This is a genomic window from Photobacterium swingsii (assembly GCF_024346715.1).
Lineage (GTDB): Bacteria > Pseudomonadota > Gammaproteobacteria > Enterobacterales > Vibrionaceae > Photobacterium > Photobacterium swingsii.
Map to the genome: position 1 here is coordinate 1,185,127 of NZ_AP024852.1, position 21,498 is coordinate 1,206,624.

Annotated in this window: 16 protein-coding genes; 7 read left to right on the plus strand and 9 right to left on the minus strand. The window is 43.5% G+C overall.

Annotated elements, in window-relative coordinates; translation table 11 throughout:
• Window positions 1-115 precede the first annotated feature (115 nt).
• Together OCU77_RS05775 and serS are read left to right on the plus strand one after the other, a co-directional pair.
• Complete coding sequence (locus OCU77_RS05775) at window positions 116-1,456, plus strand: replication-associated recombination protein A (RefSeq protein ID WP_048897281.1); 1,341 nt, start codon at window positions 116-118, stop codon at window positions 1,454-1,456.
• 126 nt (window positions 1,457-1,582) lie between these two features.
• Window positions 1,583-2,875, plus strand: coding sequence for a serine--tRNA ligase (gene serS, locus OCU77_RS05780; RefSeq protein ID WP_048896985.1), 1,293 nt, complete (start codon window positions 1,583-1,585; stop codon window positions 2,873-2,875).
• A gap of 137 nt (window positions 2,876-3,012) precedes the next feature.
• On the opposite strand, the gene OCU77_RS05785 is transcribed toward serS, so the two are convergent.
• The 4 genes from OCU77_RS05785 to metG form a co-directional block, all read right to left on the minus strand.
• Window positions 3,013-4,182: a DUF3103 family protein gene (locus tag OCU77_RS05785; protein WP_048896986.1), complete on the minus strand. Its 1,170-nt coding sequence runs from the start codon at window positions 4,180-4,182 to the stop codon at window positions 3,013-3,015.
• A 58-nt stretch (window positions 4,183-4,240) separates the two neighbouring features.
• Window positions 4,241-5,095: a hypothetical protein gene (locus OCU77_RS05790; protein WP_107302366.1), complete on the minus strand. Its 855-nt coding sequence runs from the start codon at window positions 5,093-5,095 to the stop codon at window positions 4,241-4,243.
• Between the two features lie 405 nt (window positions 5,096-5,500).
• Window positions 5,501-6,814 (minus strand): dicarboxylate/amino acid:cation symporter, encoded by a 1,314-nt coding sequence (locus OCU77_RS05795; protein ID WP_048896987.1) that lies wholly within the window; start codon window positions 6,812-6,814, stop codon window positions 5,501-5,503.
• Between the two features lie 535 nt (window positions 6,815-7,349).
• Complete coding sequence (metG, locus tag OCU77_RS05800) at window positions 7,350-9,398, minus strand: methionine--tRNA ligase (RefSeq protein ID WP_048896988.1); 2,049 nt, start codon at window positions 9,396-9,398, stop codon at window positions 7,350-7,352.
• 224 nt (window positions 9,399-9,622) lie between these two features.
• On the opposite strand from metG, the gene apbC reads away from it, so the two are divergent.
• The 3 genes from apbC (at window position 9,623) to OCU77_RS05815 (ending at window position 14,014) form a co-directional block, all read left to right on the plus strand.
• Complete coding sequence (gene apbC, locus OCU77_RS05805) at window positions 9,623-10,717, plus strand: iron-sulfur cluster carrier protein ApbC (protein ID WP_239685792.1); 1,095 nt, start codon at window positions 9,623-9,625, stop codon at window positions 10,715-10,717.
• A 182-nt stretch (window positions 10,718-10,899) separates the two neighbouring features.
• Window positions 10,900-11,544, plus strand: a complete 645-nt coding sequence (gene udk / locus OCU77_RS05810) for a uridine kinase (RefSeq protein ID WP_048896989.1) — start codon at window positions 10,900-10,902, stop codon at window positions 11,542-11,544.
• A 286-nt stretch (window positions 11,545-11,830) separates the two neighbouring features.
• A complete protein-coding gene (locus OCU77_RS05815; RefSeq protein WP_048896990.1) occupies window positions 11,831-14,014 on the plus strand; it encodes an AsmA family protein in 2,184 nt (727 codons plus the stop codon).
• Window positions 14,015-14,152: 138 nt separating this feature from the next.
• Here OCU77_RS05815 and OCU77_RS05820 read toward each other — a convergent pair whose 3' ends face one another.
• Complete coding sequence (locus OCU77_RS05820) at window positions 14,153-14,605, minus strand: CBS domain-containing protein (protein WP_048896991.1); 453 nt, start codon at window positions 14,603-14,605, stop codon at window positions 14,153-14,155.
• A 334-nt stretch (window positions 14,606-14,939) separates the two neighbouring features.
• Here OCU77_RS05820 and OCU77_RS05825 point away from each other — a divergent pair, with 334 nt between their 5' ends.
• Together OCU77_RS05825 and OCU77_RS05830 are read left to right on the plus strand one after the other, a co-directional pair.
• On the plus strand, window positions 14,940-15,998 hold the full coding sequence (locus OCU77_RS05825; RefSeq protein WP_048896992.1) for a metal-dependent hydrolase: 1,059 nt from the start codon (window positions 14,940-14,942) through the stop codon (window positions 15,996-15,998).
• Window positions 15,999-16,365: 367 nt separating this feature from the next.
• Window positions 16,366-17,688 carry an anaerobic C4-dicarboxylate transporter gene (locus OCU77_RS05830; RefSeq protein ID WP_048896993.1) on the plus strand — a complete coding sequence of 441 codons (1,323 nt, stop codon included), beginning with the start codon at window positions 16,366-16,368 and terminating at the stop codon, window positions 17,686-17,688.
• 85 nt (window positions 17,689-17,773) lie between these two features.
• Here the strand turns inward: OCU77_RS05830 and OCU77_RS05835 are convergent, their stop codons facing one another.
• The 4 genes from OCU77_RS05835 to OCU77_RS05850 all read right to left on the minus strand — a co-directional run bounded on the left by OCU77_RS05835 (window position 17,774) and on the right by OCU77_RS05850 (window position 21,496).
• Window positions 17,774-18,208, minus strand: coding sequence for a phosphate-starvation-inducible protein PsiE (locus OCU77_RS05835; protein WP_107302367.1), 435 nt, complete (start codon window positions 18,206-18,208; stop codon window positions 17,774-17,776).
• 189 nt (window positions 18,209-18,397) lie between these two features.
• On the minus strand, window positions 18,398-19,756 hold the full coding sequence (locus OCU77_RS05840) for an endonuclease/exonuclease/phosphatase family protein (protein WP_048896994.1): 1,359 nt from the start codon (window positions 19,754-19,756) through the stop codon (window positions 18,398-18,400).
• Window positions 19,757-20,055: 299 nt separating this feature from the next.
• Entirely contained in the window at window positions 20,056-20,661 is a 606-nt protein-coding gene (gene cobO / locus OCU77_RS05845; RefSeq protein ID WP_048896995.1) for a cob(I)yrinic acid a,c-diamide adenosyltransferase, read from the minus strand.
• 28 nt (window positions 20,662-20,689) lie between these two features.
• A complete protein-coding gene (locus tag OCU77_RS05850) occupies window positions 20,690-21,496 on the minus strand; it encodes an adenosylcobinamide-GDP ribazoletransferase (RefSeq protein ID WP_048896996.1) in 807 nt (268 codons plus the stop codon).
• Window positions 21,497-21,498 lie beyond the last annotated feature (2 nt).

A 21,498-nucleotide genomic window follows, 5' to 3' on the forward strand; every position in this document is an offset into this window, starting at 1 on the left:
GAATCCCCGTTCGTTACAATCAGTACCGAGTGATTGAAATCTGTTGATAGCGTTTACTCGCTAATATTTTATAGGTGGCCTCATGGGGTCACCTTTTGTTATTCAAGGGGTTGTTGTGAGCAATTTTAGCCTAGATTTCTCTTCTGATTTTCGCCCATTAGCTGCACGTATGCGTCCACGTACGGTGCAGGAATATATTGGTCAGCGCCATATTCTGGGGGAAGGTAAGCCACTACGCCGTGCGTTAGAAGCGGGGCATCTTCATTCCATGATCCTTTGGGGGCCTCCAGGCACAGGCAAAACCACCTTGGCTGAAGTTGCTGCAAATTATGCACAAGCTGAAGTAGAGCGTGTGTCTGCCGTAACCTCTGGCGTAAAAGATATTCGTGCTGCAATTGATAAAGCACGTGAAAATAAAATGGCAGGCCGCCGTACTATTTTATTTGTGGATGAGGTGCATCGCTTTAATAAAAGTCAGCAAGATGCCTTTCTGCCACATATTGAAGATGGCACTGTTACTTTTATTGGGGCGACGACAGAAAACCCATCTTTTGAATTGAATAACGCTTTATTATCCCGAGCACGCGTTTATAAGCTGAAATCGCTAGAAAACGACGACATCTTAGAAGTGATTGAACAAGCCTTATCAGACACGGAGCGTGGTATTACCGATGATAATCTTGTGTTTGTCGATGATGTGAAAGCGCGTTTAGCTGAGCTTGTGTGTGGTGATGCACGGATGTCACTGAACTACCTCGAACAGCTTGTTGATATGGCTGAAGAAGATAGCAAAGGGAACAAGCAGATCACCCTGGCATTATTAGCTGAAGTCGCGGGTGAGAAAGTCGCACGGTTTGATAATAAAGGTGATCTTTGGTACGACATGATATCTGCGGTGCATAAGTCTATTCGAGGCTCTAGCCCAGACGGTGCACTTTATTGGTTTGCCAGAATGCTACAAGCTGGTTGTGATCCGCTTTATATTGCGCGACGTTTGTTAGCAATCGCTTCAGAGGATGTGGGTAATGCCGATCCGCGTGCTATGCAAGTGGCAGTATCTGCATGGGATTGCTATACCCGGGTAGGGGCTTATGAAGGTGAACGTGCGATTGCTCAAGCCATCGTTTATTTAGCCTGTGCGCCAAAGAGTAATGCGGTTTACACCGCATTTAGCCAAGCTAAGCAGTTAGCGAGTAATCACCCTGATTATGAAGTGCCACCGCATTTACGGAATGCACCAACCAAATTAATGAAAGATTTGGGCTATGGCGCTGAGTACCGTTACGCACACGATGAACCAGGTGCGTATGCTGCTGGTGAGAGCTATTTCCCACCAGAATTAAAAGATACTCGCTTCTATGTGCCAACAAACCGTGGCTTGGAAACGAAAATTAGCGAAAAGTTGGATTATCTTGCTGCATTAGATGCAAAAAGCACACTAAAGCGCTACCAATAATAGGGCTTTTTGGGTATCGTTTAATGACAGTTACCAGTTGCACTGGTTACCGACCAAAATAAAGGTATTTAGGCGATATTTGCCTAAATAACACGCACTTCAGAATATACAGAGCATAGGATTAGCATGCTAGATTCTAAATTACTTCGAACTGAGCTGGATGAAACAGCTGCAAAACTCGCACGTCGTGGCTTCACGCTAGACGTAGAAAAATTACGCGACCTTGAAGAACAACGTAAGTCCCTTCAAGTTAAAACGGAAGAGCTACAAGCTCAGCGTAACTCGCGATCGAAGTCGATTGGTCAAGCTAAAGCTAAAGGCGATCATGAAGAAGCTGAAAAGATTCTAGCAGACGTTGCTAACCTTGGCAGTGAACTGGATGATGCAAAAAAAGCACTAGCTGAACTGCAAAACGAACTTCAAGATATCACGCTTTCTGTGCCTAACCTGCCGGACGACGCTGTTCCTGCTGGTAAAGATGAAAATGAAAACGTTGAAGTTTCACGTTGGGGTCAACCTAAAGCGTACGACTTTGAAGTAAAAGATCACGTTGATCTAGGTGAAATTGCTGGCGGCCTTGATTTCGCAAGCGCAGTGAAAATTTCAGGTTCACGTTTCATCGTGATGAAAGGTCAATTTGCTCGTCTTCACCGCGCAATTGCACAGTTCATGCTTGACCTTCACACTGATGAGCACGACTACACAGAAATGTATGTACCGTACCTAGTGAACAAAGACAGCCTATTTGGTACGGGTCAGCTGCCTAAGTTCGGCGAAGACTTATTCCACACTCAACCTGCGACAGAAGAAGGCGTAGGTATGTCACTGATCCCAACTGCGGAAGTTCCAGTGACTAACATGGTGCGCGATACCATCACTGACGAAGCTGATCTTCCACTGAAGATGACTGCACACACACCTTGTTTCCGTTCAGAAGCAGGCTCGTACGGTCGTGACACACGTGGCCTTATCCGTATGCACCAATTCGATAAAGTTGAATTAGTACAAATCACTAAGCCAGAAGATTCAATGAATGCTCTGGAAGAGCTAACGGCTCACGCTGAGAAAGTACTTCAACTTCTTGAGCTTCCGTACCGTAAAGTGATTCTTTGTACTGGTGACATGGGCTTTGGCGCATGTAAAACTTACGACTTAGAAGTATGGGTTCCAGCACAAGAGACTTACCGTGAAATTTCTTCATGTTCAAACATGTGGGATTTCCAAGCTCGCCGTATGCAAGCGCGTTTCCGTCGTAAAGGCGAGAAGAAACCTGAGCTAGTTCACACGCTAAACGGTTCTGGTCTTGCTGTTGGTCGTACTATGGTTGCTATTCTTGAAAATAACCAAGAAGCAGATGGCCGTATTATGATTCCAGAAGTACTACGTAAGTACATGAACGGTGCAACACACCTAGGCTAAGACTTGTTGTTAGCTTCTTAATAAAAAACCCAGCGACTAAGCTGGGTTTTTTTATGCTTGCGATACAAGCTATCGCGGTGTTACTAATCAGAATAAGTCGCTGAACACTGACTTATCCTGATTGCTACTCAAGAGTATTACTGTGTTAACGGAATTTCACGAGGTTCAAGCGTGATTGTGGCATTGTTGCTTGCACCTGGCTGATCGATGAGTTCATCGGTTTGTAGGATGGTGTAGTAGAAATCCACCATATCGTCATTGTTAGTAAAGGTCTCATCTGGGATCGCTTTTAAGATCGCGTCCACCAAAGTATTCACAATGGGTAAGCTTGCTGCGCCACCATCAATTTGACTTGCAATAACCGTGGCTGCCGTCTTAATGATGACTTGCGCTAATTCACGGTAGTTAGTGTTAGTGTCATGCTCCATAAGGATGATGTTGGCAGCTCCCCAGCGGTAACGTGCCCAATAGACCATGATTTGGTTCGGGTAGTACACTTGGTCTTGGTAATCCAAGTAAGGCATTTCCACGACATCAAGGGTTGGTTCATCACGGCTTGGGTTTACACCACTGACTAGGGCGTAAATTTCTGCTTTACCTGAGATCCAAGGTTCTTGATCATCTTTAACACTGACTTTTTTCAAAACTGTGGCTGATAAGAACTCTTCACCCGCCTTAGGTGCGCTGGCTAACTTAGGTAAGTTATCTCGCATTATTGTATCATTGGCGTCGAATACTGATTGCATGGTTGCAAGCCCAGCACGCATCGCTTTTTGTTCATCCACACCTACGATAAACACAGGTTGTTCCGGCATCACATCAGCTGAGCCTATAACAAGGTCACCATGGCTATCGAACATATCGATACTGTCGCCAGCTTTTACGTTGTCTTGCTGGTAAGTAAATAGAGGCTGTTGACCCGCTTCAACACCTGGCAACATGCTAGGATTAGCCAGCGATACCGTCAGCAGGTCTTCAGGATGTTGATCTAAACCGCGCTTCGCGAATACCATTTTTTCAGTGTTGGCAGCTTGAGTTGTTAGTGAAGGTAGATTAATTGTTTTCACTAAGCTTTCTAATGATACTCCACTGTTTTCAACATTAATGTGTTGTTTAAGTTGAGCTGCAATTTGCGTATAGTTTTTCGCCAATTGTTGGGCAATTTCGCGCTTGTTTTGCGCTTCAATATTGGGTGCTGTTTGTTCAGCTGCGTTACTGGTTTTTTCGGTTGTGTTTTGTTGTTCTTGGCAACCTGATAGGACTAGGGTTAAGGCAATGCATGCTGCACCGATCGGTATGTATCTCATAGGTATTCCTTATAAGAATGAGGTGTACCTATTATAAGCGACTAAGTGCACTCATTACTTAACTGGTTAGACCTTGCGATGTCTCATTTTTAGCATTTTTTTGCTTTCGTCTGGGCAGGTTAACAGCGACATCATCCGCAATGTCGCTAAGGACAAGATCGAACAGTAAATATAACGCATCAGAGAGTTTGAGTGAATGTCGATATAGGCGTAGTTTTGCTTGGGGATCAGGGAGTTCTGCAAGTTGAATGTCTTGAAATTTCTGACGTAAACTCTCAATAAATAATGGGGGAACTGGCTGTTTAATCTGCATGCTAATTTGCTCTAATCGACGATGGAAAATATCGACATGTACTTGGAGTTCTCGTGCAGTGGCCGGCATACCGATTTGATATTTTTCGATGGCATATCGATAGCGACTTAGGTTATCAATTGCATTTAATACGATAGGCCAAATAGTTTGGTAATGCTGAAACTGTGCGGCTTTGTCTGTATTCAGCAGGCTTTGAGTGATTGTATCGTCAATAAGGTACAGGACGTGACGGATCATTTTTCCATGTACTGCTTGATTACGCTGAAGGTTATACTGAGGCCACTCGTTGAGCATGTTTGACACTCGTTGTTGTAAAACGCGATACATCGGCCTATGCGCATGCTCCGCTTGTGATAACAGTGTTGTCGTCAGCTTTTGTACCGCCAATGATTCGGAAAGCATAGGGTGAGTAATTGAGGTACCTTGCATAACGAGTAGTTGGTGCGTTTGGCGACGGTGAAAACGTAGCAAATCAATGAGTTGTCGTAAGCCTATTACCTGATCAAAGCGCTGCTGTAAAAATTGTTGGTTTTCTCTATGGCGATAAAAAATGTAACCAATTCCTATGCTGATCAGTAACGCTAGTATGAACCCCATCATATCCTTCCTCCTGAGCCATTAAAGCTATGGTCGATATATTCCTACTATCTAGTTAGAGCAATAATTGAACCAACAACCCGATGAAGTGGGGCGCAGTTTTCTCATGCGTTCTCGCTACTTTTTTCGATAAAAATGAGGATGGGATATGCGCTTTATTCTATTTTGTACAATGGGTTATCGTAGATGCTTCTAGAATTCGACTGTGGAGGCGAAGTATTGCTCTTATGGGGGCGTGATAGCGTTGCTTGCTCTGTTGCACTTAATCGCAACAAGATTGCACAATACTAGTGCAATCAAAGATGCTTGTGTTCAGTGTCAGTTGATATAAAAAAGCCCCCTTAGTTGAATTAAATAATAAAGATCTAATTAACTAAAGGAGCTTATGCTATGGGTATTTAGTAGCGTTTAGCTTTGCTGGCTACTTGGGTGAAAATGTACTTCTTCATCTTTTGCGCCCGCAACTGGATCGTGGAAGCGCTCTAAATCCATTTCATTTTCAGTTTTAGCAACAATACAGGTTACAACGCTATCACCTGTGATATTTACCGCAGTACGGATCATATCGAGTAGACGGTCAACACCCATGATAAGTGCAATACCTTCAACAGGTAGACCCACTTGGTTTAGTACCATTGCTAGCATGATCAAGCCCACACCAGGTACACCGGCTGTGCCCACGGAAGCTAAGGTAGCTGTCATAATTACAGCAAGGTAATCGCTCATCGTAAGGTCGATATTGAATGCTTGCGCAATGAACACCGTCGCTACACCTTGCATGATAGCCGTGCCATCCATATTGATGGTCGCACCGAGTGGGACAGTGAACGAAGCGATTTTATTGTTCACACCTAAGCGTTTGGTAGCTGTTTCCATCGTGACAGGAATTGTTGCGTTTGAAGAGGCAGTAGAGAATGCAAACATGATCGCATCTTCCATTTTCTTCAAGAACACTTTAGGGCTTAGGCCTGTGAATGTTTTCAACATGATGCTGTAAGTCACTAGACCATGAATCAATAGGGTCGCAGTCAATACCATGAAGTATTCAAACAGGTTGAAAATGGCATCTAGCCCTAAACCTGTGAACAACTTAGCCATTAGGAAGAATACACCGTAAGGCGCTACGTTCATTAATAAAGCAACGAGCTTCATAATGACTTCATTTAAGTCAGAGAACACCGCAGCTAAACGTTCACCCGCTTTACCTGCAGCACTGATTGCAATACCAAACAAAATAGCAAAGACGATGATTTGTAGAGTATTACCCTGTGCCATTGAGCTAATAGGGTTGGTTGGGAACATGCCTACAATTACATCACCCAGTGATGGGGCTTCTTTGGAAGCAAAAGTAGTTGCAGCGGTTAGATCGGCACCTGCACCTGGTTGGAAAATATTACCCATAGTGAGGGCTAGGGTGATAGCAATAGCCGTAGTCATTAGGTAGAAAGCGACGGTTTTACCACCAAGACGGCCTAATGTACTGATATCTTTTAATGAGCTAGTACCACAAACCAGTGATACGAAAACAAGCGGTACAACAAGCATCTTTAAACTTGCAATGAAAATTTTACCACCCACGTCGAATAGTCCATTTACTAGGTATTCATGGACAAAAGATGTGTCTGCAAAAAGTGTGCGAATGATAAAACCAGTCATTATGCCCAGTAACATGCCGAGAATAACGCGGCCTGTCAGGGATAACTTCTTCTTGTTTGTATTCATTATCGGAATACTCCTTATAATTATTCACTAGAAAAATCGTTTTTCTAAGTGCCGAGGAGGTTATCAGTAGTTTGGGTGTTAAGGCGAAGTAAAATTCTAACTGGAGTGCAAAGTTCTGTTTGTGATCACGTTTTTTCGTTGGTATGGCGTACCAAAAAACAGGTTTTTTAACTGAAATTTAACGTAATTTAAATTAAAAAATGACAAGTGGTGCTAATTTAACCGTTAATGAGAGGCTAATATACAAAAGGTCAGGATCTTATGCGTTGTTATAGATATGACTGTAACAAGTGATTGTGATGATATAAAAGTCTGCAAGGGTTTAAATTGCCTGCGATGTGTGAACTATAGGTGTACTGTTGAATGAATGTTACAGTAAAACGATGCAGAGAAACCCTAAAACGATGTGTTAGATTTTGTGCATAATTCACTATAGTTATGCCTGTAACTGTATGTTTCCAAATGTATCTTTCATCACAAGAAATTGAAGGTAATAAAAAAGGAGCCGAAGCTCCTTTTTTCAATGGGGTGATAATTACATCACACGCATACCAGGCTGTGCGCCTTCGTGTGGTTCAAGAATCCAAAGATCTTTACCACCAGGGCCAGCTGCCAGGATCATACCTTCAGACATGCCAAATTTCATCTTACGAGGCTTAAGGTTTGCCACCATAACAGTGTGCTTACCAACAAGCTCTTCAGGCGTGTATGCTGATTTGATACCAGAGAATACCTGACGCATTTCACCGCCGATATCCAGTTGGAATTTCAGCAGCTTGTTTGCTTTTGGCACTTCTTCACAAGATACGATCTTAGCGATACGCATATCAACTTTAGCGAAGTCATCAAACTCGATTTCAGCTTCAATCGGCTCATCATCTAGTGGGCCTTTTGCTGCTGCTTCAGCTTGTGCTTTCGCAGCTTGTTCTGCGGCTGCATCTTCTTTTGATGCGTCAACCATAGCTTCAACGTGTTTAGGATCAATACGGTTGAACAGTGCTTTAAACTTGGTCACTTCGTGATCAGTCAGTGGCTGTGCAACACCTTCCCACGTTAGGGTTTCATTTAGGAAACCTTCAGTACGTTCAGCTAGCTTAGGCATAACTGGTTTCAGGTACGTCATTAGCACGCGGAATAAGTTGATACCGACAGAGCAGATTTCTTGTAGCTCTTGGTCTTTGCCTTCTTGCTTCGCAACAACCCACGGTGCTTTTTCATCAACGTATTGGTTAGCTTTATCAGCAAGTGCTGTGATTTCACGGATTGCACGGCTAAATTCACGTGTTTCGTATAGCTCTGCGATACGATCAGCGGCAGCAGCGAATTCTGCGTATAGCGCAGGCTCTGCGAAGTTAGCAGAAAGCTTACCTTCAAAGCGTTTAGCAATGAAACCAGCGTTACGTGATGCTAGGTTAACAATCTTGTTCACGACATCGCTGTTTACACGTTGTGTGAAGTCTTCAAGGTTAAGATCTAGGTCATCAATACGGCTGTTAAGTTTCGCCGCGTAGTAGTAGCGTAGGCATTCTGGGTCTAGGTGCTGTAGGTAAGTACCTGCTTTAATAAAGGTACCTTTAGACTTAGACATCTTCGCGCCGTTTACTGTTACGTAACCGTGTACGAATACATTGTTTGGTTTACGTAGACTAGCACCGTCTAGCATTGCTGGCCAGAATAGGCTGTGGAAGTAAACAATGTCTTTACCGATGAAGTGGTAAAGCTCAGTGGTGCTGTCTTTTTTCCAGAACTCATCAAAGTCTAGGTCATTGCGTTTGTCACATAGGTTTTTGAAAGAACCCATGTAGCCAATTGGCGCATCTAGCCATACGTAGAAGAATTTGCCTGTTTCGCCTGGGATTTCGAAACCGAAGTAAGGCGCATCGCGTGAGATATCCCACTGTTGCAGGCCAGACTCAAACCACTCTTGCATCTTGTTAGACGTTTCGTCTTGAAGTGCACCTGATTTGGTCCACGCTTTTAGCATGTCTTCAAATTGTGGCAGGTCGAAGAAGAAGTGCTCTGAATCCTTCATGATAGGCGTAGCACCAGAAACGGCTGATTTAGGGTTAATCAGGTCCGTTGGGCTGTATGTTTCGCCACAGTTATCACAGTTATCACCGTATTGGTCTTCTGCTTTACACTTAGGGCATGAACCTTTTACGAAACGGTCTGGTAGGAACATTTCTTTTTCAGGGTCAAACAGCTGAGAGATAGTACGGCTAGTAATAAAGCCTTTTTCTTTCAGTTGTGTGTAAACAAATGAAGCTAGCTCACGGTTTTCATCTGAGTGTGTGCTGTGATAGTTACTGAAATCAATGTCGAAGCCAGCAAAGTCCGCTTGGTGCTCTTTGCTCACTTCTGCAATCATTTGCTCTGGCTCAACACCCATCTGCTGAGCCTTAAGCATGATTGGCGTACCATGTGCGTCATCTGCACAGATAAAATGAACTTCGTTGCCGCGAAGGCGTTGATAGCGCACCCAAATATCCGCTTGCACATGCTCAAGCATGTGACCTAAGTGGATAGAACCGTTAGCGTACGGCAGGGCGCAGGTCACCAGAATTTTTCTCGGATTTGCAGCCATAATTACTTATTTCGCTCGTGATGGGTAAAAATATAGCCTTAAATAGTAACTGATGGGGAACGTATTGCCTAGCGCGTGACAAGGATATTCCCCTTAAAAAGCAGCGATAAATGACCTTTGGTGATAGGATTTAGTAAAGTGTTTGATTGTCCTATTCATAACAACAAATTAATTGGATAGAAAAGCAACAATTTCATGCCAATCTGGATAACGGAGTCGTAAATATGGCGGGAAACGAGGCAGCAATGCCATTTGAAAGCATTGCAGACATTAGCCGTTGGTTGAACCATTTTGAACATCCATGGTTACCGCACGAATGGGCGGATACACCAAACCTTATTTCTGTTTCAGCTGAAGGTGGTGTGACAATTACGCTGCCTTTCGCATCTGCATCAATTATTGAGCTGCTTCAGCATTGGATCATTACCCAGCAGCAACTTCATCATCTCGCTGCTAATGTCGCGTTTACTGTTACCAGTCGCGTAGCCACTTTAGCCACGGGCGATAAGCAACCTCTAAAAGGTGTAAAAAATATTATCGTGGTGAGTTCCGCGAAAGGTGGGGTAGGTAAATCGACCACTTCCGTCAATCTTGCGCTGGGTTTACAACAGCAAGGCGCAAAAGTGGGTTTATTAGATGCCGATATTTATGGCCCTTCTGTTCCTATGATGCTTGGCACTGTCGATGAAAAGCCACAATCACCGGATGGCAAAATGATGATGCCAATCGAATCTTGTGGACTATACACTAACTCTGTGGGGTATTTAGTTCCTGCAGAAAGCGCAACCATTTGGCGCGGTCCTATGGCATCAAAAGCGCTGCAGCAGATAATCAGTGAAACTTGGTGGCCTGATTTAGACTACTTGGTTATCGATATGCCACCGGGCACGGGTGATATTCAGCTGACTTTAGCGCAGCAGATCCCTGTGACAGGTGCAATCATAGTCACCACCCCACAAGACCTTGCATTGGCCGATGCTATTAAGGGGGTGAATATGTTTGATAAGGTGTCTGTACCAGTACTTGGTGCAGTCGAGAACATGAGTTATCACATTTGTAGTAACTGTGGTCATCATGAGCCGATCTTTGGTTGTGGTGGTGCAGAGAAAATGGCAAAAGAGCACTCGATTCCATTGCTGGCACAACTTCCGCTGCATATCAAAATTCGTGAAGATATCGACCGGGGTAGGCCAACTGTGGCGGCTTCACCTGAGTCAGAACAGGCTGCAAGTTACATCCAATTAGCGGGTGAAGTGGCAAGTCGCTTGTACTGGACTGGTGATGTGGTAGCAGAGCAGATTACTATTCGCACAATGTAAACCATTGCGTAGGTCCAAATAGCATATTTTTAATCCAACTGCGCTAGGTGTGGCATTTCTACTGGCATCTAGCGTGCCAACTCCCTATAATCAGGCGGTTTAGTTCCCCTCAGCAAGAGTAAATTACTCATGGGGTGAATGGATATTTAACCTCGCCAAAGTTGTTACAGGTGCATTCTGATATGTCTGAAAATTCACACCAATGCGTCATTATCGGTATCGCAGGCGCGTCTGCGTCCGGTAAAAGTTTGATTGCCAGTACGGTTTACCAAGAGCTAAAAGAAAAAGTCGGCGATCATCAGATCGGTGTTATTACGGAAGATTGTTACTACAACGATCAAAGTCACCTGACCATGGATGAGCGGGTTAAAACGAATTATGATCACCCAAGCGCGTTAGATCATAATCTTCTTAGCGAGCACTTGCTGCAGCTAATGAAGGGTGAAGCGGTAGAAGTACCTCAGTACAGCTACAGCGAGCATACTCGTCTGACTGAAACAACCACTATGACTCCGAAGAAGGTGATCATTCTGGAAGGTATTCTATTACTGACTGATCCACGCCTACGTGACATTATGCACGCCAGCGTATTTATGGATACGCCACTAGACATCTGTTTACTTCGCCGCTTACAACGCGATGTTGCAGAACGTGGCCGTACTATGGAGTCAGTACTACAGCAATACCAAAAGACGGTACGCCCTATGTTCATGCAGTTTATTGAGCCGTCTAAACAGTACGCAGATATCATCGTACCGCGTGGTGGTAAAAACCGTATCGCGATTGATGTGTTAAAAGCGCACATTGCTAAGCTACTAAAATCGTAATTGATTACCTAGTCTGCAACACGCTATTCAAATGAAGGCTGACATTGTCAGCCTTTTTTGTATCTGGTGCTAATGCACGAGACCTCGTTATCGCTATACCTTGTAAACTGTTTCAATCCTATGTTTGCAATAAAAGCAGCATTTCTGGTGGCTTTTATTTTTGCTTTGATCGGATTGGTATTATTATTTGTTCTAAATACAACTATTTATCGCTTTAACTGTCGTAACGGAATGGGTTATTACCCCTATGTAATAACCCTTGTGGACGGAAAACACAGAGGACACGATGAAAAAGTTTCTTTATATCCTTCTTGCGCTAGTACTGGTGGTCGTCATTGGTATCGCCGCGCTCTTGGCCTTGGTTGATCCAAACCAATTTAAGCCGCTAATTGCAGAGCAAGTGAAGAAAAATACGGGCCGTGAATTAGTTATTAGCGGTGATATTGATTGGCGCTTCTTCCCAAGTGTTGGTCTTACTCTGGGGGAAACTGAGTTTCGTAACCCAGAAGGATTTGCAGAAGCGAATTTGGTTCGCTTTAGCAATGCCGAACTTTCTGTGGCTGTGATGCCACTCTTGTCGCAACAGCTTGAAGTTGGCAATGTCAGCTTAAATGATGCACGCGTCTTTATTCAAACACGTAAAGATGGCGTCAGTAACCTTGATGGCATTGGCGCACAAGCAAGCACCGCGACAAGTGCAGACGAGAGTGCTGCAGAACAGCAGCCGCAGTCGACCACTCCTGAATCATCGGACATTGCACCAAGCCAAGAGTCACCTGCTGCGGGGTGGACAATTAGCTTAGCTGGTGTGGAATTGGTCAATGCGAGTGCTGTTATTCGTGATGATAAAACGGGTGCACTGACAGATATTGAACAGTTAAACGTTAGCCTAACCCGTTTTGCTCCAGGTGAGTGGGCAAAAGCTGCGTTTGATGTGCAGGGTAAGAATGGTGAATTAACCTTTACAGCTAAAGGCGAGACTGAGCTGAATATAGCCCCAACCCTTGATGGTGCAGAGCTGAAAGCCCTTACTTTAGATGCGCAAGCGGCTGATAAGGTGAATAAGATTGAATCTGTTAGCCTGACTGTGGATCAATTTCGTGTCGGTGATTGGTCTGCACTAACTTTCAGTGCCAAAGGTGAAATTCCTGATCTTGCCTTTGATGCTAAAGGTGAAACCCGTCTAAAACTAAGTGCTGACTTTAATTTAGCTTCGGTTGAAGGGCTAAGTTTAAACAGCAATGTAAAAGGTAATGCATTACCTCGCCCTGAAATGAAAATTGGTCTAACCGCAGATGCTTCTTACGATGTAGCGAAAGGGTTAGCGACGCTATCGGCATTTACAACCCAAGTGGATGAGATTGCCCTCGATGGTAAAGCCTCTTTTCAAACGGCTGATATTCCTGTGATTCGTTTCGATGTGCACAGCGATAACATCGATTTAGATGCTTTCCTTGGGTTAGATAAAGCCAGTAAGGCAGCGTCGAGTAAAACAGGCAGTGAAGCACCAACTACTGGTGAAGCCTCGGGTACGAGCACGACACAAGCAGCAACTGCAGTTGATAAATCTAAAGAGCCTGATTTATCAGCCCTGAAAACACTCGATATTGCGGGTAAAGTGGCGATAGATAACTTTAAAGCGGCGAACGCGAAAGTTTCTGCTGTAGTGACTGAGTTAGCCGTTAAGAAGGGCGTACTTAACCTAAAACGCTTTGATGCTAAGCTCTACGGTGGCTCTATTAATGCAAAAGCGACAATAGATGCTAACGGTAAGTTACCTACTTATAAAGTGACTAAGCACATTAAAGGTGTTCAAGTTCAACCCTTGCTCGTGGATGTTGCTGAATTCGAAAACCTTGCAGGTACGGGTAATATAGATATTAACTTATCAGGTACGGGCTTAGCCGAAACACGTATCCGACAGAACATAGCTGGTACGGTTGATATCAACTTTGCTGATGGTTCAGTATACGGCGTTAATGTGGCTGAGATGATCCGTGAAGCGCGTGCCACGTTAAAAGGCAAGAAAGCTGAATACGTGAAAGAAGAGCGTAAAACCGACTTCTCAGCGTTAACCTCGACAATGAAGCTAGGAAAGGGTGTACTTTCGACCAACAATTTATATTTGGCATCGCCATTGTTGCGCATTGATGGTGAAGGTCAAACTAATCTAGTGTCAGAAGATATCGACTTTACTGTGATGACATCTGTTGTGGAGTCTTCACAGGGACAGGGTGGTAAAGATATCGATGAACTGAAAGACCTTACGGTGCCCATTGATGTGAAAGGTAATTGGACTGAGCCTAAATTTTCTCTGAACCTGAAAGAGCTATTAAAGCGTAATAATGAGTTAGAGAAAAAAGCAGAACGTGAAGTAGAGCGTGGCTTGAAAAAGCTGTTAGGTGATAAAGCAGATGACGACAAAGTCAAAGATGCAGCCAATAAATTGCTTAAAGGTCTGTTTAATTAAGCATACTTGGTACAAATGGCCTGTGTGCTAAAACTAAAAAAGCTTGCTCTAAACGGAGCAAGCTTTTTTTATTGCGTTCTGTCAGTGTGATACAGAATGAGCGAATAACTGGCTTAATCGACCTAATACTTAGCGAGATTAAACAGCTGCCTTTTTCTTCTTATTTTGCTTTTGTGATTCTAAGCTATCTTGAAAGGCTCGGAGTAAATCAACCGCAGAAAGCATTCCAACCAGATCGCCTGTCTTATCAAAGACGGGCGCTGCACCTATTGTGTTATCGAGTAGTGTCGCTACCGCTTTGGTTAGCGTATCGTAAGTGCGCACATGGATAACATCAGTAATCATTACATCGCCAATGTGCAAATCGTCTGAGAGGGCATAGTCATGACCAATGTCGGGGGTTTCATCTACCCAACCTGGTCGACGAAGTTCACGATCACTCACCATACCTATTACTATATTATCTTGGTTGATAACGGGTAAGTGGCGGATACCTTCATCTCGCATCTTAAAAAAAGCTTCTCTTAAGCCAGTTTCAGCGGTGATCGTAATCACTTTGCGTGTCATATACTCTGAGACTTTTGTCGGCATTAGCATTGTTCCTTATCGGTTTAATCAATGTGCCTCTCTAACGCTAACGAAAAGTACCTTGTTTAACTGCGACTCAGAGCGCGTTTTTACTTTTGGATATACTTTCTTACGCCCTGGTTAATCATTCAGCTCTTTTGCCAACTATCCCCCTGTGAACGATTTTATTTGTTTTAGGGAATGGGGATGAAATTTGTTACTATTTCGTTATTCAATTCATAATGAATGAGATATTTTCAGTGATCGCCTGATCTATGGCTTAGCAAGGCTAGTACGTCAGAGGGAACTAACCGTCATATCCCCCCAGCTTAATTGTGGGGCTGTAAAGGAGATAAACTTGGATTCAGTTACACAAGCGGCATTAGGTGCGGCTGTCGCCGGTCTTATTGCAGGGAAGAAGTGTTCACCTAAAGTGCTTTTAGCGGGGGCTGCTCTGGGCACTCTACCTGATCTTGATGTGCTTATTCATTACGGCGATCCTGTTTCTGATATGGTGAAGCACCGAGGCTTTAGCCATTCTATCTTTGTGCTGCTGCCTTTCTCATGGCTGTTGGCATTGGTTTGGCAGCGGTTTAAGCCCACAGTATTTTCTTTCATGCATTTATGGTTCTTGGTTGCCGCTTGTTTGATAACCCATCCACTGCTTGATTCTTTCACCTCTTATGGCACACAACTGCTTTGGCCGCTTTCTGCCAGTATTGCAGTGTCGAGTATTTTTATCATCGATCCTATTTATACCGTCCCATTGGTTGTAATGGTGTTGGCGAGCTTATTGTGGCGTGAAAAGGGCGCAAAGCTATGTGGCATTGGGCTAGGGCTTTCATCTTTATATTTAACCTGGTCAGTTGTTGCGTTATCTATGGTAGAAAATCGAGTTGAAAATCAATTGGTAGGTACGCCACTTGAAGCACAGCCTGTTTTTATTGCACCAACACCATTAAATACCGTGCTTTGGCGGATAGTAGTGCTTGACGGTGATACATACTGGGAAGGGCTAACTTCGTTACTGGATGACAATCCTCATATCGATTTTATCGCCAAAGACCGTGGGAAATGGCCTTTGCAGGATAAACCCCAACACTTACTGATGTTAGAGCAATTTACACAAGACTTTGTTAAATACCAACACATTGAAAATAGGCTAACTGCGACAGATCTTCGTCTAGGTGTGGCACAGTATTTACCTTTTAGCTTTCAATTTGCTCAGCAAAATACGGGGCATGAGTGGCAATTTGGTTTACCTATTGCCATAGAGTCTCCTAACGTACGTATCAAGCATGTTCCCGCACTATGGTTACGGTTATTGGGAAATCAGGCAATAGATGCAAATTTATGCCACGAGGCGGAGTGCCCTAAGTTGGAACGGTCAGCTCAAGCGGCAATCATTGCAGGTTAATAATCTTCACGACTGTTAACAAATGAGTTGTTACACTTTGTAGCACATTAAAGTGTAATTGCTCATTTTTAATCCTTTCGTTGCATATTGAGTGCTTTGTATTTTAACAAGCACATAAATATCACCGCGCTAAATGTTGCGTACTGTTAACCCTAAGGTAAATAAACCAACCAAAACATGTAGCGAATGTGAAATTACAGCACGTTGTTTTTAAGGAAGTGCTCACATAACCGTTGCATATTATTTTTATAATTTCTCAATTTGATATTTATCAATAGCTCAGCGTAATTGTGCTGGCAGTCTACCTATAAAGTATTAACGGCTTCATTGTGAAGCTGACATTTATCGATATAGGGAGATAACGAGCATGTTGTATTTGGAATTTTTATTCCTGTTGCTTGTGCTGTACGCAGGTAGCCGCTTTGGTGGTATAGGTCTAGGTGTAGTATCTGGTTTAGGCTTGGTTGTTGAAGTCTTTATTTTCAGAATGCCACCAACATCACCACCAATTACAGTGATGTTGATCATCTTGGCTGTGGTAACTTGTGCTTCGATTCTTGAAGCTGCTGGTGGCCTTAAGTACATGCTGCAAGTCGCAGAACGTATTCTGCGTAGTAACCCAAAGCGCGTTACTATTCTTGGTCCTTTAGTGACTTACACCATGACATTCATGCTAGGTACGGGCCATGCTGTGTACTCTATCATGCCAATCATTGGTGATGTTGCACTGAAAAATGGTATCCGTCCTGAGCGTCCAATGGCTGCATCTTCTGTTGCATCCCAGTTAGCCATTACCGCCAGTCCTATCTCTGCTGCTGTTGTTTATTATTTAGCACAACTATCAGGTATTAACGAAAGTATCCACTTACTGACGATTCTGATGGTTACTGTACCTTCAACGTTACTAGGTACTATTTTGCTGTCGCTTTACAGCCTACGTCGCGGTAAAGAGCTTGAGGATGATCCTGAGTACCAACGTCGCCTAGAAGATCCTATTTGGCGTGAAAAAATCCTTCATACTACATCGACGTCGCTTGACGAAAAGCTACCAACTTCAGCGAAGCACGCGGTGCTGTTATTTGTTCTTGCCTTAGTGTCGATTGTTATTGTCGCTATGGTGCCAGAGATCCGTACCATCGGTGATGCTAAGCCTATTTCAATGTCTTTGATTATTCAGATGATGATGTTGGCGTTTGGTGGTCTTATCCTGCTAGTAACCCGTACAAACGTGCAGAAAGTGCCAGAAGGGGTAGTATTTAAATCAGGTATGGTTGCTGCTATCGCTATCTTTGGTATTGCATGGATGAGTGATACTTACTTCCAATATGCGATGCCATCGTTCAAATCGGGCATCACTGAGATGGTACAAGGTTACCCTTGGACATTCGCACTCGCGCTATTTATTGTCTCTGTTGTGGTGAATAGCCAAGCAGCGACAGCGCGTATGATGCTACCTGTGGGTATGGCAATGGGGTTAAACCCAGCATTATTGATTGGTTTGATGCCTGCGACTTACGGCTACTTCTTCATTCCAAACTACCCATCAGACATCGCAACTTGTAACTTCGATGTGACAGGTACAACGAAAATCGGTAAGTATTACTTTAACCATAGCTTTATGGTGCCGGGCTTAATTGGTGTCGTATCTGCGTGTTGCATAGGCTATACCATTGCACAAGTTGTTGTGTAATCAAGAAACACAATAGATAGAACATCACGTAACAAAAAGCGGATACCTAGGTATCCGCTTTTTTATGGCATTGGATTGGTGTTTATCAATCTTCAGGCTGAATTTTAGAGGGATCCGTTACCTGTTCGTAAGGCCAATAGTGGTGGCCAATACGAATGAGTAGCGTCGCAGCTGCTAAGATGAAGGCGGCTAAAGACAACCATACGACAAACATACCATCGAGCTCTTTCATGCCCAAAGTGATGTAACGAGCAATTGCCATGATTGCAATGTAGATAGGGTAGCGAACGGGGATTTTACCGTTGGCAACAAATTGTTGAACCATGGCTAACACTTCAAGGTAAATGAACATGAGTAAGATGTCGGTTAACTGAATGTTTTGTTCGTTAAAGACATGAATGAATTCATTTACCATGGCAAGCAAGGTGGCCAAAGTAATTGCGACTAATAATATGGCTTCAAGAATATGAAACACTTTAAGAAAACGAGCACTAAAGGCTTTTGGTAAATGTGAAGGCATGGCTTCTCCGGCACTGATGGCGTTGATACTGATAGAGTAACGCCTTGTAATATCATGCCGTCATTATAGAAAGCCTAAGCGAAAAGCAAAGAAAAATGCGCACTATTCAAAAATAGAGTAAGAATATTTATTTCTAAAATGAAAAAGCCTCATAGTATGAGGCTTTTGTATACAGAATAAATGGCTGGGTTATTTCGTGAGATCTAAGTCCATCCACACCATACGGTGATCTGATGTCACACCTTTACTTGCACCGAGCTCTTTATCAAAAACTAAGTGGTAACCTTCTTCTCGGCTCGATGGAAAGAATACACCTGAATTATTGATACTCAGATTTGATGAAGGGATAACGTAGTCTAGGCGTAAGCCAGAAACGCTAGTGATCGCTTCAGGGTAGAGGGTATTGCTGTTTTCTGCTTTACAGTGACCAAGATCGAAACACTCAGGGCCGCCTTTACTGGTTGGTTTTTTACCACCAACAGTGGCGTTGATGTTTACATAAGGACTTTTTAATAGTTTATCGATAGTGAGTCGATCGCCGTCGCCTTTCATTGCATCTGCATTCATGTCACCAGCAATAATAAATTTGCTACCTGCAGCTAAACCGCCAGTTTTGCCATTGTCGTCGTAGAAATAGCTTTTGGCATTGATGTAATCATCCCAGAATTTTAACTCGGCGCGATTGTGCTCGTAGTTATGGTTGGCAACATTGTTAAAGATCGGAGGCGCAGGATGTGAGACCAAAAAGTGAATAACTTCATTGCCAGCTTTTGTCGGAATAATCAGTGGTACATCGACGTGGTTTTTCGAGGATAATGGCATCTGCTGCCAAGCTTCGTCAGAATACCAATTATCACCTTCTTTCATACCGGTCGGGCAACCTGATTTACTTAGTTTGCAGTCAATGATTTTTAGGTTTTCTTCTCCTGGCATATCTTTCCATTTGAAGTTTTGGAAGGTGCGGACATTTTTCTCATCAATTTCAAATTGAGAGAAAATTGCGAACGCATACTGACCGTGGTAGCCGCCAAAACCCCATGCATCATTCTTGATATCCGTTTTCTTACCATCGCGGTCTAAGTCAAATCCACTGGCTCTACCTGTGTTGGTCGCGACATTCTTTTTGAATGTAAAGTTGATTGGGCGTTGGTCATTTTGAGAATATGCTAAATAATTATCATGAAAGCCATTAATTGCTGTCATGTCTTTACCTTCGCCATCGTTATTGAATTCAGCTAAAACAAAAGCGTTAGGGCGAACACGTTGAATAGTTTCAGCCACATTGCGAATTTGAATAATGCGTTTCGCTGTCGATTTTTGATCTTCTGTTAACCGCTCTGGTGATTGCTTGAACATATTGATCAAATTACTTTGTTCTGTGTGACTCATCGACATTTCATCCGCTAGGATCTCATATGTCGCTCGATCAAAGGACAAATTGTATGTTGCAAAGCGGGCAGCAGAATATTCAGTCGGCGTATTGCTATTACAGCCACTCAATGTTGTGAGAGCAATTGACACGGCTAGCAGCGATTTTTTCAAAAACATTATCGTATTCACATCTATGGTTTGATGCGACAGAGGCTATAGAATTAATGAGCTTCTTTCTGTTGGCTGTCAGAAAAATGAGATCAAGATCAACGAGTGGTTTGATGTATGGTTGAAATCCGATCTAATTGACAATCTTATAGCTAAGTGGTTGATTGTTAATTAATCATGCAAGCGTTTGCTTTGATGAGTTTGCTGCTAGAGAGTGGCTAACATTGCCAGCTAGAAGGCTTAGAGAGCGGTATAAAATAAAAGCCACGAATGTGTGGCTTTAGGCGGAGGAACATCCAGGTTTGAGTCTACCAATCCACCCCTTTACGAGCTTTTATTCCACTTTCAAATGCGTGCTTGATGTTACGTACTTCTGATACGGTATCGGCGACTTCGATTAAATCGCGGTGTGCTGCTCGCCCCGTAATGATCACAGACTGGTGCGCTGGGCGTTGTGAAATTGCGGTAAGAACATCGTCTAACTCGATGTAGCCATAATTAACCATGTAGGTCATTTCATCAAGTAATACCAGATCGTAGTGTTCATCGGCCAACATTTTTTTGCATTCGGCCCATGTGGTTTGTGCTGCTTGTTTATCAGCTTCTTTATTTTGGGTTTCCCACGTAAAACCAGTGGCCATAACCGCAAAGGTAACATCATGTTGTTCCAAAAGGTTACGTTCGCCGCAATCCCATGTCCCCTTGATAAATTGACCGACACCACAGCGCAGACCGTGTCCCACAGCACGTGCGACTGTGCCAAACCCAGAAGTGGACTTGCCCTTGCCGTTGCCTGTTATAATGAGGAACAGCCCTTTTTCTATTTGTGCTGCATTTACTTTCGCATCGACGCTTTCTTTGACTTTTTGTTGGCGTGCTTTATAGCGTTCATCTTTTTGATTGTGGTCGACCATGTGACTTCCTTTTGGCTGTAGTTATTTGTTATGTAGTGAAGAACGCTAATATAACGAGATAACCCGCGAGTTCACTTAATTGCTGTGTTGCTCCTAAACAGTCCCCGGTATATCCCCCCAGCTGTTGTTTAAACCATAGGCCACAGCCATAGCGCGTTAGCCCAAGAATAAGAACAAGCGCAGTCGCTAGCGCAAGCGGGAGTAGCAATAATATAAAGCAACCAGTGAAGATTAAAACCCACAGGTCATAAGGACTTTGTTGGTTGGCCAATGGTTTAACTTTGCTGTTTTGATCTGCTCTAACATAGGGGTATGAAAAAATTAAACTTGCTGCACAGATTCGGCTTAAGCCGTGAAGTGTAAAGAGAGCTATCGCAGGCAGTAGTTTATTCAATTCAGCCAGTTCGCTCAGTGCTAGCCATTTAAAGGTAAGCATCATGATCAGTGCTGCTGCACCATAGGTGCCTAACCGTGAGTCTTTCATGATGTCGAGCTTTTGTTCGACAGTCCAGCCACCACCGAATCCATCGAATACATCAGCAAGGCCATCTTCGTGGAATGCACCTGTGATGAGTAAGCTAGCAACTATCGCAAAGCCAATGGCTATGTTGGCTGGAAAGCATTGCACAGCCAGTAAATATACCGCTGCGCTAATTGTCCCAATCAGACAACCAACTAAACCGAAATAGCGATTGGCCTTATTGAGCCGATCAGCGGAGTAGGGAGTATCTTTGGGTATAGGAATACGGGTAAAAAAAGCTAATGCCACTAAGAAGATTTCCCACTGCAACCTCGCTTTCGCTGTCAACGTGTGTGGGGACGCTTCTGATTGCATGC

Coding starts and splice junctions, on each gene's coding strand:
- OCU77_RS05830 (WP_048896993.1), top strand. CDS start 16,366: ATGTTGTATTTGGAATTTTTATTCCTGTTGCTTGTGCTGTACGCAGGT.
- OCU77_RS05795 (WP_048896987.1), bottom strand. CDS start 6,814: ATGAATACAAACAAGAAGAAGTTATCCCTGACAGGCCGCGTTATTCTC.
- metG (WP_048896988.1), bottom strand. CDS start 9,398: ATGGCTGCAAATCCGAGAAAAATTCTGGTGACCTGCGCCCTGCCGTAC.
- OCU77_RS05790 (WP_107302366.1), bottom strand. CDS start 5,095: ATGATGGGGTTCATACTAGCGTTACTGATCAGCATAGGAATTGGTTAC.
- OCU77_RS05850 (WP_048896996.1), bottom strand. CDS start 21,496: ATGCAATCAGAAGCGTCCCCACACACGTTGACAGCGAAAGCGAGGTTG.
- OCU77_RS05785 (WP_048896986.1), bottom strand. CDS start 4,182: ATGAGATACATACCGATCGGTGCAGCATGCATTGCCTTAACCCTAGTC.
- udk (WP_048896989.1), top strand. CDS start 10,900: ATGTCTGAAAATTCACACCAATGCGTCATTATCGGTATCGCAGGCGCG.
- serS (WP_048896985.1), top strand. CDS start 1,583: ATGCTAGATTCTAAATTACTTCGAACTGAGCTGGATGAAACAGCTGCA.
- OCU77_RS05835 (WP_107302367.1), bottom strand. CDS start 18,208: ATGCCTTCACATTTACCAAAAGCCTTTAGTGCTCGTTTTCTTAAAGTG.
- OCU77_RS05815 (WP_048896990.1), top strand. CDS start 11,831: ATGAAAAAGTTTCTTTATATCCTTCTTGCGCTAGTACTGGTGGTCGTC.
- OCU77_RS05840 (WP_048896994.1), bottom strand. CDS start 19,756: ATGTTTTTGAAAAAATCGCTGCTAGCCGTGTCAATTGCTCTCACAACA.
- apbC (WP_239685792.1), top strand. CDS start 9,623: ATGGCGGGAAACGAGGCAGCAATGCCATTTGAAAGCATTGCAGACATT.
- OCU77_RS05820 (WP_048896991.1), bottom strand. CDS start 14,605: ATGCCGACAAAAGTCTCAGAGTATATGACACGCAAAGTGATTACGATC.
- cobO (WP_048896995.1), bottom strand. CDS start 20,661: ATGGTCGACCACAATCAAAAAGATGAACGCTATAAAGCACGCCAACAA.